The sequence below is a fragment of the Pseudomonas sp. genome, from assembly GCF_030690725.1.
Lineage (GTDB): Bacteria > Pseudomonadota > Gammaproteobacteria > Pseudomonadales > Pseudomonadaceae > Aquipseudomonas.
In genome coordinates this window covers 30,903-43,702 of record NZ_JAUYGD010000036.1, presented here as the reverse complement: position 1 = coordinate 43,702, position 12,800 = coordinate 30,903, and the positions used below count along the sequence as shown (strand labels likewise).

11 protein-coding genes are annotated in these 12,800 nt (G+C 57.4%); 5 read left to right on the top strand and 6 right to left on the bottom strand.

What is annotated here, in order from left to right; genetic code table 11:
• Window positions 1–116: 116 nt before the first annotated feature.
• Complete coding sequence (locus Q8O69_RS08915; RefSeq protein WP_305591366.1) at window positions 117–2,342, bottom strand: NADP-dependent isocitrate dehydrogenase; 2,226 nt, start codon at window positions 2,340–2,342, stop codon at window positions 117–119.
• A gap of 361 nt (window positions 2,343–2,703) precedes the next feature.
• On the opposite strand from Q8O69_RS08915, the gene icd reads away from it, so the two are divergent.
• On the top strand, window positions 2,704–3,960 hold the full coding sequence (icd, locus tag Q8O69_RS08910; RefSeq protein ID WP_304866812.1) for an NADP-dependent isocitrate dehydrogenase: 1,257 nt from the start codon (window positions 2,704–2,706) through the stop codon (window positions 3,958–3,960).
• Window positions 3,961–4,113: 153 nt separating this feature from the next.
• Here the strand turns inward: icd and cspD are convergent, their stop codons facing one another.
• A complete protein-coding gene (cspD, locus tag Q8O69_RS08905) occupies window positions 4,114–4,377 on the bottom strand; it encodes a cold shock domain-containing protein CspD (protein ID WP_160086966.1) in 264 nt (87 codons plus the stop codon).
• 228 nt (window positions 4,378–4,605) lie between these two features.
• On the opposite strand from cspD, the gene clpS reads away from it, so the two are divergent.
• Entirely contained in the window at window positions 4,606–4,968 is a 363-nt protein-coding gene (gene clpS / locus Q8O69_RS08900) for an ATP-dependent Clp protease adapter ClpS (protein WP_305591364.1), read from the top strand.
• A gap of 29 nt (window positions 4,969–4,997) precedes the next feature.
• Window positions 4,998–7,268 carry an ATP-dependent Clp protease ATP-binding subunit ClpA gene (gene clpA, locus Q8O69_RS08895; protein ID WP_160086965.1) on the top strand — a complete coding sequence of 757 codons (2,271 nt, stop codon included), beginning with the start codon at window positions 4,998–5,000 and terminating at the stop codon, window positions 7,266–7,268.
• A gap of 100 nt (window positions 7,269–7,368) precedes the next feature.
• Here clpA and infA read toward each other — a convergent pair whose 3' ends face one another.
• The 4 genes from infA to trxB form a co-directional block, all read right to left on the bottom strand.
• The gene (gene infA, locus Q8O69_RS08890) at window positions 7,369–7,587 is read right to left on the bottom strand and encodes a translation initiation factor IF-1 (protein WP_002553999.1); all 219 of its coding nucleotides are present in this window, start codon (window positions 7,585–7,587) and stop codon (window positions 7,369–7,371) included.
• A gap of 100 nt (window positions 7,588–7,687) precedes the next feature.
• On the bottom strand, window positions 7,688–8,395 hold the full coding sequence (locus Q8O69_RS08885; protein ID WP_304866823.1) for an arginyltransferase: 708 nt from the start codon (window positions 8,393–8,395) through the stop codon (window positions 7,688–7,690).
• 55 nt (window positions 8,396–8,450) lie between these two features.
• Window positions 8,451–9,131, bottom strand: a complete 681-nt coding sequence (aat, locus tag Q8O69_RS08880; protein WP_305591356.1) for a leucyl/phenylalanyl-tRNA--protein transferase — start codon at window positions 9,129–9,131, stop codon at window positions 8,451–8,453.
• 60 nt (window positions 9,132–9,191) lie between these two features.
• Window positions 9,192–10,142, bottom strand: a complete 951-nt coding sequence (gene trxB, locus Q8O69_RS08875; protein WP_090253685.1) for a thioredoxin-disulfide reductase — start codon at window positions 10,140–10,142, stop codon at window positions 9,192–9,194.
• Between trxB and Q8O69_RS08870 the strand changes: the two genes are divergently transcribed.
• Both Q8O69_RS08870 and ftsK read left to right on the top strand, forming a co-directional pair.
• Complete coding sequence (locus Q8O69_RS08870) at window positions 10,111–10,386, top strand: hypothetical protein (protein WP_305591354.1); 276 nt, start codon at window positions 10,111–10,113, stop codon at window positions 10,384–10,386. The genes trxB and Q8O69_RS08870 overlap by 32 nt on opposite strands.
• Complete coding sequence (gene ftsK / locus Q8O69_RS08865) at window positions 10,373–12,775, top strand: DNA translocase FtsK (protein ID WP_305591352.1); 2,403 nt, start codon at window positions 10,373–10,375, stop codon at window positions 12,773–12,775. Before Q8O69_RS08870 ends, ftsK begins: the two co-directional genes overlap by 14 nt.
• Window positions 12,776–12,800: the final 25 nt, after the last annotated feature.

The following is a 12,800-nucleotide window of genomic DNA, read 5'->3' as shown; positions in this document are numbered from 1 at the left end:
CCTGTTATGAGAAAAGGCGATCTTATCCTGATTCTCTCGGCCCTCAATGCACAAACCCCGGCGCGGAGGCCGGGGTTTGCGGTGTTGCTGCGCCCGAGGGCGCAGGGCGTTACGCCTTAGTTCAGTGCAGCGAGCGCAGCATTGAAGGTCGTGCTTGGACGCATGACCTGGCTGGTCAGCTTCGGGTTGGAGCGGTAGTAGCCACCGATGTCCACGGGCTTGCCCTGTACGGCGCTGAGCTCGGCAACGATGGTTGCTTCGTTCTCGCTAAGGGTTTTTGCCAGTGGCGCGAACTGCGCTTTCAATTCGGCGTCATCGTTTTGTGCGGCCAGTTCCTGAGCCCAGTACAGCGCCAGGTAGAAATGGCTACCACGGTTGTCCAGTTCGCCGGTCTTGCGCGATGGCGACTTGTTGTTGTCCAGCAGCTTGCCGGTGGCCGCGTCGAGGGTGGTGCCCAGGAGCTTGGCTTTCAGGTTGTTGGTCTTGATCCCGGTTTCTTCCAGGGAAACCGCCAGAGCCAGGAATTCGCCCAGCGAGTCCCAGCGCAGGTGGTTTTCTTCAATCAGTTGCTGCACATGCTTGGGCGCGGAGCCGCCAGCACCGGTCTCATACATGCCGCCGCCCGCCATCAGCGGAACGATGGAAAGCATCTTGGCCGAAGTGCCCAGCTCCATGATCGGGAACAGGTCGGTCAGGTAGTCACGCAGTACGTTACCGGTCACCGAAATGGTGTCCTGGCCACGAATCAAGCGCTCCATGCTCACGCGGATGGCCTGGTTGTAGTCCATAACGCGGATGTCCAGACCGGTCAGGTCATGTTCCTGCAGGTAGGCTTCGACCTTTTTCTGCAGTTCACGGTCGTGGGCGCGCTCCGGGTCGAGCCAGAAGATTGCCGGGGTGTTGGACTGGCGAGCGCGGGTGACGGCCAACTTGACCCAGTCGCGGATCGGCGCATCTTTGGTTTGGCAGGCGCGCCAGATGTCGCCGGCTTCGACTTCATGCTGCATCAGCACAGTGCCGTCGGCTGCGACAACGCGCATGATGCCGCTCTCGGTCAATTCGAAGGTCTTGTCGTGGGAGCCGTATTCTTCGGCCTTCTGCGCCATTAGGCCGACGTTCGGTACGCTGCCCATGGTGGTCGGGTCGAACGCGCCATTGGTTTTGCAGAAGTTGATCATTTCCTGGTAGATGCGGGCGTAGGTGCTTTCCGGCATCACCGCTTTGGTGTCTTTGAGCTTGCCATCCTTGCCCCACATCTGACCGGAGCTGCGAATCATCGCTGGCATCGAGGCATCGACGATTACATCGCTAGGGATGTGCAGGTTGGTGACGCCCTTGACCGAGTCGACCATGGCCATTTCTGGGCGATGGCTGTAGCAGGCATGGATGTCATCGAGTATTTCTTCCTGACGCGAGGCGGGCAGGGATTTGATTTTGTCGTAGACGCTGCTGATGCCGTTGTTCGGGTTGACGCCCAGTTCTTTGAACAGCTCGCCGTATTTGTCGAATACATCTTTGTAGTAGACGCTGACGGCGTGGCCGAAGACGATCGGGTGGGAGACCTTCATCATGGTCGCCTTGACGTGCAGGGACCACATCACGCCGGTTTCCTTGCAGTCCTGCAGGGTCTTCTCGAAGAACTCGCGCAGCTTGCGGCAGCTCATGAACATGCTGTCGAAGACTTCGCCTTCCTGCAGGGCGAGCTGCTTCTTGACCACGACCTGACCATTCTTGCCGACAAACTCGATGCGTACATCACCGGCCTTGGCCATGGTGATCGACTGCTCGCTGGAGAAGAAATCGCCGCCGCGCATGTAATCGGCATGGGATTGCGAGGCCATGCTCCACTTGCCCATGGAGTGCGGGTGCTTGCGTACGAAAGCCTTAACTGCTGCAGGTGCGCGGCGGTCGGAGTTGCCTTCGCGCAGCACTGGATTTACCGCACTGCCAAGCACCTTGCTGTAGCGGGCGCTGGCGTCTTTCTCGGCATCAGTTTGCGGGTCTTCAGGGAAGTCCGGGATGTTGTAGCCCTGGGCCTGCAGCTCGGCGATTGCGCCTTTGAGCTGCGGCACCGAAGCGCTGATGTTTGGCAGTTTGATGATGTTGGCGTCTGGCGAGGTGGCCAGTACGGCCAGCTTGGCGAGGTCGTCGTCGACTTGCTTGTCGGTATCCAACTGGTCGGCAAAGCTTGCAAGGATGCGCCCTGCAAGAGAGATGTCGCGCGTTTCGACGGCAATCTCAGCAGAGGCTGCGAAGGCTTCTACAATAGGCAGAAGCGAATAGGTCGCAAGGGCTGGGGCTTCGTCGGTGAAGGTATAGATGATCTTCGAAGGGGTGGACATTCTGAGTTAACTCTCTTCTTTGCTGAGCGTGCACAGGCACTCGACATGCGCAGGTAAGCGCTGAGGCCCATGCGAACGAGCCAGAAGTCGAGGTCTTGCCGCGGTGATGTTGGATGCACCAGTAGAGTGTCGAGCGTTTCGATCCGTTGAATCGCTGTAGCAGTTCGACGGTTTCAAGATGCGGACATCGTGCTTGAACGATCCGCGCCTTATGACCTGTTAGTCACTTGTGAAGTATACCACCGCGCTAACGCGTCGCAGAATGCCTTGGCGCATAAGACCAACGAACATATGGTTTCGCCCGATTCAAGTGAGTTACTCTGGGGCGATCTGACTGTTTAACCACAAGACGGAGTCCAGCATGGGATACCAAAAGATCCAGGTGCCTGCCACCGGTGACAAAATCACCGTTAATGCCGACACATCCCTGAACGTACCGAACAATCCAATCATCCCCTTTATCGAAGGTGATGGCATCGGTGTCGATATCAGCCCGGTCATGATCAAAGTCGTTGATGCTGCCGTACAGAAAGCCTACGGCGGCGAGCGCAAGATCTCCTGGATGGAAGTTTACGCTGGCGAGAAAGCCACTCAGGTTTACGATCAGGACACCTGGCTGCCTCAGGAAACCCTGGATGCAGTCAAAGACTACGTCGTCTCCATCAAGGGCCCGCTGACCACTCCAGTCGGTGGCGGCATCCGCTCCCTGAACGTTGCCCTGCGTCAGCAGCTCGACCTGTACGTCTGCCTGCGTCCAGTACGCTGGTTTGAAGGCGTGCCTAGCCCGGTGAAGAAGCCAGGCGACGTCGACATGACCATCTTCCGCGAGAACTCTGAAGACATCTACGCGGGTATCGAGTGGAAGGCTGGCTCGCCGGAAGCGACCAAGGTGATCAAGTTCCTCAAAGAGGAAATGGGTGTTACCAAGATTCGCTTCGACCAGGACTGCGGTATCGGCGTTAAGCCGGTTTCCAAAGAAGGTACCAAGCGTCTGGCACGTAAAGCGCTGCAGTACGTAGTCGATAACGACCGCGACTCGCTGACCATCGTGCACAAAGGCAATATCATGAAGTTCACCGAAGGTGCCTTCAAGGAGTGGGCCTACGAAATTGCCGCTGAAGAATTCGGCGCCACCCTGCTCGATGGCGGTCCTTGGATGCAGTTCAAGAACCCAAAAACCGGCAAGAACGTCATTGTTAAAGACGCCATCGCCGACGCCATGCTGCAGCAAATCCTGCTGCGTCCGGCCGAGTACGACGTAATCGCCACCCTTAACCTGAACGGCGACTACCTGTCCGACGCCCTGGCGGCTGAAGTAGGTGGTATCGGCATCGCTCCAGGTGCCAACCTGTCCGACACCGTTGCCATGTTCGAAGCCACCCACGGTACTGCGCCGAAGTACGCGGGCAAGGACCAGGTGAACCCAGGCTCGCTGATCCTTTCCGCCGAAATGATGCTGCGCCACATGGGCTGGATCGAAGCGGCCGACCTGATCATCAAGGGCACCAACGGTGCTATCTCGGCCAAGACCGTGACCTATGACTTCGAGCGTCTGATGGACGGTGCCAAGCTGCTGTCCTGCTCGGCATTCGGTGATGCACTGATTTCGCATATGTAAGCAAATCAGCTGCAAAAAATTGCTCGGAGCAATTTTTAACGTCGCATGGCGACGGCCCGTAGGGTGGTCGCCATGGATGGCAGACCATATAAAGAAAGGCCGGTCATATGACCGGCCTTTTTTGTGGGCGATTAACTGCCCAGGTAACTCTAATCAGACTTCAACCGTTGAGCCCTGGTGTTGCTTAACTGCGGCGGGCGCTTCACTGACGGCAGTAGCCGCACTGATGTTTACGGCGTGGAGTCCTTTTGGACCTTGAATAATATCGAAGCTTACCGGCTGGCCAGCCTTCAGCGTTTTATAGCCGTCCATCTGGATAGCCGAGTAATGAGCGAACAGGTCCTCATCTCGACCATCGGCCAGGATGAACCCATAGCCTTTGGCGTTGTTGAACCACTTGACCTTACCGCTAACCATGCTGATATCCCTCTGCAAAGGACTCCATCACTGGAGTATCATCCACTTCAATTCCACGCTCTGCTTGACGTGAGTCGGCAAAGCTGTGAAACCCCTTAATACCCACGCTGGGTATTCATTGTTTGTAACACCGTTTTGCCGATAGTCAAGGCAATGCTGTAACTGGCTGAGAAGCCGTTCAAACTCTGTCTAGCACAGACTATTCGCCCATCAACGAAGCTATTCAGCATGCATGCACGTAGCCAGATTCGACTAACATTCAATCAGGATCGCCCCGCAGAGCATGAGGACGATTCCTTCGGCTTAGCCGTTCAGGAATCCAAGCCCGCTTTGCAGGCGCCTCCTATGTATAAAGTGATTTTGTTTAACGACGACTACACGCCCATGGATTTCGTGGTCGAGATTCTCGAGGTGTTTTTCAACCTGAATCGAGAATTGGCGACCAAAGTCATGCTGACCGTCCATACAGAGGGGCGGGCAGTGTGTGGAGTGTTTACCCGCGATATTGCTGAAACCAAAGCAACACAGGTGAATCAATATGCGAGAGAGAGCCAGCATCCGCTACTCTGTGAAATAGAGAAGGACGGTTAACGCCGGCCACTTGGGCATGAGGTGAAGCTATGTTAAATCGAGAGCTCGAAGTCACCCTCAATCTGGCTTTCAAGGAGGCTCGTACCAAGCGTCATGAATTTATGACGGTTGAGCATTTGTTGCTGGCCCTCCTGGATAACGAGGCCGCCGCCAGCGTATTGCGCGCATGCGGGGCCAATCTGGACAAGCTGCGGCATGATCTGCAGGAGTTTATCGACTCCACCACGCCGCTGATTCCCCAACACGACGAAGAGCGCGAAACTCAGCCTACCCTGGGCTTTCAGCGCGTTCTGCAGCGCGCGGTTTTCCACGTACAGAGCTCCGGCAAGCGTGAAGTGACCGGTGCCAACGTACTGGTTGCGATTTTCAGCGAGCAGGAAAGCCAAGCGGTGTTTTTGCTCAAGCAGCAGAGCGTCGCGCGTATCGATGTGGTCAACTTTATTGCCCACGGTATCTCCAAGGTGCCAGGCCATGGTGGCCATTCGGAAACCGAACAGGAGATGCAGGACGACGAGGGTGGCGAATCCTCCAGTTCGAGCAACCCACTGGACGCTTATGCCAGCAACCTGAATGAACTGGCCCGCCAGGGGCGCATCGATCCACTGGTCGGCCGTGAATCGGAAGTCGAGCGTGTGGCGCAGATTCTCGCGCGTCGGCGTAAGAACAATCCGCTATTGGTAGGTGAGGCGGGTGTCGGTAAAACCGCTATCGCCGAAGGCCTGGCCAAGCGCATTGTCGATAACCAGGTACCTGATCTGTTGGCCGACAGCGTGGTCTACTCGCTGGATCTCGGTGCACTGCTGGCTGGCACCAAATACCGCGGTGATTTCGAGAAGCGCCTGAAAGCTCTGCTTAATGAGCTGCGTAAGCGCCCGCACGCCATTCTGTTTATCGATGAAATCCACACCATCATTGGCGCTGGCGCCGCTTCTGGCGGAGTCATGGATGCGTCTAACCTGCTCAAGCCCATGCTCTCCTCGGGTGAGATTCGCTGCATCGGTTCGACGACCTTCCAGGAGTTCCGCGGCATTTTCGAGAAAGACCGTGCTTTGGCGCGGCGCTTCCAGAAAGTCGATGTAGTCGAGCCCTCGGTGGAGGACACCATCGGCATTCTGCGCGGCCTGAAAGGTCGCTTCGAGCAGCATCACAGTATCGAATACAGTGATGAAGCCCTGCGCGCAGCGGCGGAGCTGGCTTCGCGCTATATCAATGACCGGCATATGCCAGACAAGGCCATTGATGTAATCGATGAGGCAGGGGCCTATCAACGCTTGCAGCCTCTGGAGAAACGCCTGACCCGTATCGACGTGGCGCAGGTCGAAGACATCGTGGCGAAGATTGCCCGTATTCCGCCAAAACACGTCAGCAGCTCGGACAAAGAACTGCTGCGCAACCTGGAGCGCGACCTGAAACTCACGGTGTTTGGTCAGGACGCTGCAATTGACTCGCTGTCGACCGCGATCAAGTTGTCGCGTGCAGGACTTAAGGCGCCTGACAAGCCTGTAGGCTCCTTCCTGTTTGCCGGCCCTACGGGTGTTGGTAAAACGGAAGCCGCTCGCCAGCTGGCCAAGGCCATGGGTGTTGAGCTGGTTCGTTTCGACATGTCCGAATACATGGAGCGCCACACTGTTTCGCGGCTGATCGGTGCGCCGCCGGGCTATGTCGGCTTTGATCAGGGCGGTCTGCTAACCGAGGCGATCACCAAAACGCCGCACTGCGTATTGCTGCTCGATGAAATCGAAAAGGCTCACCCGGAAGTCTTTAACCTGCTGTTGCAGGTTATGGACCACGGCACCTTGACCGATAACAACGGCCGTAAGGCGGACTTCCGCAACGTGATCGTGATCATGACCACTAACGCCGGTGCCGAAACTGCGGCGCGGGCATCCATTGGATTCACCCATCAGGACCACTCGTCTGATGCCATGGAAGTGATCAAAAAGAGCTTCACGCCAGAGTTCCGTAACCGTCTGGATACCATTATCCAGTTCGGCCGCCTCAGCCACGAAGTGATCAAAAGCATCGTCGACAAGTTCCTCACCGAACTGCAGGCGCAGCTGGAGGATAAGCGCGTCACGCTGGAAGTCAGCGATGCGGCGCGTAGCTGGTTGGCAGAAAGCGGTTACGACGTGCAAATGGGGGCTCGACCGATGGCGCGCCTGATTCAGGACAAGATCAAGCGTCCGTTGGCGGAAGAGATCCTGTTTGGTGAGCTGGCTGAGCACGGTGGTGTGGTGCATATCGACATTGAAGGTGGAGAGTTGACCTTCGATTTCGAAACCACGGCGGAAATGGCCTAGGCGTAGTTTTCTTGCGCGCACAAAAACGCCCGGCATTGCCGGGCGTTTTTACTGGAGCTTGGTGTAACAGATGCCGGAAAACTGAGTTTTCGCAGGCCTGTTAACGGGCGCGGTAAGTAATGCGGCCTTTGCTCAAGTCATAAGGCGTAAGTTCAACGCGAACTTTGTCGCCAGTCAGAATGCGGATGTAATTTTTGCGCATCTTTCCGGAGATGTGCGCAGTAACGACGTGCCCATTTTCCAACTCCACACGGAACATGGTGTTGGGCAGGGTGTCGACGACAGTGCCTTCCATTTCGAAGCTGTCTTCTTTCGACATGCAGTAAAGCCCTCGGTATCCAATGAATGGCCCGGTGCAACTGGCGCCAGGCAAAAGCGGCGTGCATTGTGCCCGAAATTTGGGGTTTGCGCCAAGGGCTTCAGTTAAGACTGACCCAACGTTGATTGACGAACAGCTCGATTGGCCGGTACTGGGTCTTATAATTCATCTTGCGGCAGTTCTTGATCCAGTAACCCAGATAGACCGCATGCAGCCCCAGACGCGCCGCTTCGGCAATTTGCCAGAGGATGGCAAAGCGTCCGAGGCTGCGCCGTTCCTCGCTCGGCTCATAAAAGGTGTAAACCGCTGATAGCCCATTGGGCAGCACATCGGTTACGGCAATTGCCAGCAGACGGTTGTCCTGGCGGAACTCATAGAAGCGCGAGAAGGCTAGATCGCGCACTAGAAAAGTCGAAAATTGTTCGCGGTTGGGCGGGTACATATCGCCATCGGCGTGCCGCTGCTCAATGTAGCGCACGTACAGCGCGTAATATTCTTCGGTAAAAGCTGGGCGCACCAGGCGCACCTGAATGTCCTGATTACGCTTGAAGATACGTCGTTGCTGACGATTCGGGCTGAACTGCGCGGCAGGGATGCGCGCCGGGACGCAAGCGGTGCAGCGTTGGCAGTGCGGGCGATAGAGGTGGTCGCCGCTGCGACGAAAGCCCATTTCCGAAAGCTCAGCATAAACATCCGCATCCATGGGCTGACTGGGGTCGAGGAACAGGGTGGTGGCCTGCTCGTCGGGCAGATAGCTGCAAGGGTGCGGTTGAGTGGCGTAAAACTTCAGGCGGGCCAGCTCAGTCATGATCGACTCTCAGGGTCGGGCTTAAATCAAGTGTAAGCCAGGCTGGCAAACTCGCCTAGGCGACCCAGTCGGCCTTACTGGGTTGATCAAGATGGTCACTCAGGTAGCCGGCGAACTCGCTCCGGGAAATCGTCTGCGCACCAAGGCTGAGCAGATGTTCGGTTGGCATCTGACAGTCGATCAGCACAAAGCCCCAGTTCTTCAAGTGTTCAACCAGCGTGACAAAACCCACCTTGGATGCATTGTCTGCGCGGCTAAACATCGACTCACCAAAGAACAGCTGACCCATAGCCAGGCCATAGAGCCCACCAACCAATTTGTCATCACGCCAGACTTCGACCGAATGAGAGATACCGCGCCTGTGCAGCTCCAGGTAAGCATCCTGCATGGGGTTGGTGATCCAGGTTTCTGCTGCATAGCTGCGCGGCGCGGCGCAGGCGCGGATCACGTCAGCGAAAGCCTGATCAAAGGTCACCCGATAACGGCCCTGGCGCAGCACTTTGCCAAGGCTACGCGAGACGTGCAGCTGGTCAGGCAGCAGCACGGTGCGCGGGTCTGGCGACCACCAGAGAATCGGCTGGCCATCCTGAAACCAGGGGAAGCAGCCGTGCCGATAAGCTTGAATCAAGCGTTCGGGGCGCAGGTCGCCACCAGCGGCCAGCAAGCCATTGGGCTCGCGCAGGGCTTTATTAAGGGGCGGGAAATCCAGTGAGTCGCGTTGCAGCCACGTCAGCATGTGCAGGGCCGGAATTGGACAGAGGAGGGCAGGGCGGACTGTGCGTCCGCCCTGGATGGATCAATTGTCGTCGAGGAATTTCTCGACATCCAGCGCGGCCATGCAGCCGGCACCGGCAGAGGTGATGGCCTGGCGGTAAACGTGGTCCGCCACGTCACCTGCGGCAAATACACCTTCAATGCTGGTGGCGGTGGCATTGCCTTCATTGCCACCCTTGATCAGCAGGTAGCCGTCGCGCATTTCCAGCTGGCCGTGGAACAGCTCGGTATTGGGCTTATGGCCGATGGCGATAAACACGCCAGCCAACGGCAGGTCTTTGCTCACGCCACTCTGCGTATCTTTCAGGCGCGCGCCAGTTACACCGGTGTTGTCGCCCAGCACTTCTTCCAGCGCGTGGTTCCAGTGCAGCACCACGTTGCCGTTAGCTGCCTTGTCGAACAGTTTGTCCTGAAGAATTTTCTCGGAACGCAGCTTGTCGCGGCGATGCACCAGGTGCACTTCCTTGGCGATATTCGACAGGTACAGCGCCTCTTCAACGGCGGTATTGCCACCGCCGATCACCGCGACCACCTGATTGCGATAGAAGAAGCCATCGCAGGTGGCACAGGCCGATACGCCCTTGCCGGAAAACGCTTCTTCGGACGGCAGGCCCAGATACTGCGCCGATGCACCCGTGGCGATAATCAGTGCATCACAGGTGTAAGTGCCGCTGTCACCCTTGAGGGTAAAAGGGCGCGATTGCAACTCGGCGGTATGAATGTGGTCGTAGACGATCTCGGTTTCAAAACGCTCGGCATGCTTTTGCATACGCTCCATAAGCGCCGGGCCGGTCAGGCCTTCAACATCACCCGGCCAGTTGTCCACTTCGGTGGTGGTGGTCAGCTGACCGCCGGGCTGGATGCCGGTAATGATCACAGGCTTGAGGTTGGCGCGGGCAGCGTAAACGGCAGCGCTATAACCGGCAGGGCCGGAGCCCAGGATGATCAAGCGTGAATGCTTGACTTCGCTCATAAAAACACCTCATAAGCCTTTGTCACAAAAGAGAATGCATGCTCCAATTGAGCCGCACGGAAGATGTTGGCGGATATGCTACACCGAAGCGGGCGAAGAGCGGGAGTCAACCGCCGTAGCTGTTTATGCATACAGCTCGGTCTGGTATCGTGCGGTTAAACCCGTACAATCGCAGCATATTTTGCCGTTAACCAATTATTCGGCGCCTCTGGCGCAGGAACAGATGCGTTTTGAAGAAATCTAGCCCAACCGCACAAGCCCCTCTCTGGCGCCAACAGCTGCCTTATCGACTCAAAGAAGGCGCGCTGATTGGCCTGGGCGCACTTTGCCTTTATCTGTGGATGGCCTTGCTGACCTACGATGCGGCCGATCCGGGCTGGACCCACACCAGCAATGTTGAGCAGGTGCAGAACGCCGCCGGCCGCGCCGGTGCTTGGTTTGCCGACATTCTGTTTATGGCGCTGGGTTATTTCGCCTATCTATTCCCGCTGCTGTTGGCAGTAAAAACCCTGCAGGTATTCCGCGCCCGCCATCAGCCGTGGCAGTGGAGCGGCTGGCTGTTCTCCTGGCGGCTGATTGGCCTGGTCTTTCTGGTGTTGTCCGGTGCCGCGCTGGCCTATATCCATTTTGACGCCAGCTCGAGCATGCCGGCCTCTGCCGGCGGTGCGCTGGGTGAAAGCCTCGGCCAATTGGCGATCAATGCGCTGAATGTACAGGGCAGTACGCTGCTGCTGATTGCATTGTTCCTGTTCGGCTTGACGGTGTTTACCGACCTGTCCTGGTTCAAAGTGATGGACCTGACCGGCAAGATCACCCTTGATCTGATTGAGCTGATCCAGAGCCTGGCCAACCGCTGGTGGAGTGCGCGAGTTGAGCGCAAGCAGCTGGTGGCGCAGTTGCGTGAGGTAGATGAGCGCGTCAGTGAAGTATCCGCGCCGATCGTGCTGGATCGCCGTGAACAGGCCAAGGTCAAAGAGCGTCTGATTGAGCGTGAAGAATCGCTGAACAAACATATGAGCGAGCGGGTTAACCGTCCAGCTCCAGTGATCACGCCGCAGGCCGCGCCGAAAGCGCCTGAACCGAGCAAGCGCGTGCTGAAAGAGAAGCAGGTCAACCTGTTTGAAGACAGCGCTCTGGCCGGCAGCTTGCCTCCGATTTCCATCCTTGATGTGGCGGAAAAGGTTCAGAAGAAATACTCGCCTGAATACCTGGAAGCCATGTCGCGTTTGCTTGAAATCAAACTCAAGGAGTTTGGCGTCGAGGTTATCGTCGAGTCGGTCCATCCGGGCCCGGTGATCACTCGCTTTGAGATCCAGCCCGCAGCTGGGGTCAAGGTCAGTCGTATTTCTGGCCTGGCCAAAGACCTGGCGCGTTCGATGGCAATCATCAGCGTGCGCGTGGTCGAAGTAATTCCGGGCAAGACCACCGTCGGTATCGAAATCCCCAACGAAGACCGGCAAATCGTGCGCTTCTCCGAAGTGCTATCGTCGCCTGAGTACGATGAAGCTAAGTCGCCGGTTACCCTTGCCCTGGGTCACGATATCGGCGGCAAACCGGTGATCACCGATCTGGCGAAGATGCCCCACCTGCTGGTGGCCGGTACTACCGGCTCGGGTAAGTCGGTCGGGGTTAACGCAATGATCCTGTCGATTCTGTTCAAGTCCACGCCGGAAGAGGCGCGCTTGATCATGATCGACCCGAAAATGCTCGAACTGTCGATCTACGAAGGCATCCCGCACCTGCTTTGCCCGGTAGTGACCGACATGAAGGAAGCCGCCAACGCCCTGCGCTGGTCGGTGGCCGAAATGGAGCGTCGCTACAAGCTGATGTCGAAGATGGGTGTGCGCAACCTGGCCGGCTTTAACCGCAAGGTCAAGGACGCCGAAGAGGCGGGCGAACCGCTTAGCGATCCGCTGTACAAGCGCGAAAGCATGCATGACGAAGCGCCGCTGCTGAAAACCCTGCCGACCATCGTGGTGGTGGTCGACGAATTTGCCGACATGATGATGATCGTCGGCAAGAAGGTCGAAGAGCTGATTGCACGTATTGCGCAGAAAGCCCGTGCTGCGGGGATTCACCTGATTCTCGCGACCCAGCGCCCTTCGGTGGATGTGATAACCGGTCTGATCAAGGCCAACATCCCGACCCGTATGGCGTTCCAGGTATCGAGCAAGATCGACTCGCGCACCATCCTTGACCAAGGCGGCGCCGAACAGCTGTTGGGGCACGGTGACATGCTCTATATGCCGCCGGGCACCGGCTTGCCGATTCGTGTACATGGCGCCTTCGTTTCCGATGAAGAAGTACACCGTGTGGTCGAGGCCTGGAAACAGCGCGGCACGCCTGACTATATCGATGACATCCTGGCTGGCGCCGAAGAGTCCGGTAGCGGGTTCGAGGGTGGCAGCGGCGAAGGCAGTGAAGGCAGCGAGGCCGACCCGCTTTACGACGAAGCAGTGAATTTCGTCCTGGAAAGCCGTCGCGCCTCTATTTCCGCCGTGCAGCGCAAGCTGAAGATCGGCTACAACCGCGCCGCGCGGATGATCGAGGCCATGGAAATGGCCGGCGTCGTCACCTCAATGAACACCAATGGCTCTCGCGAGGTCATAGCACCAAGCCCTGTTCGCGATTAACGCCTAGCCCGATCTTAAGGAGTCC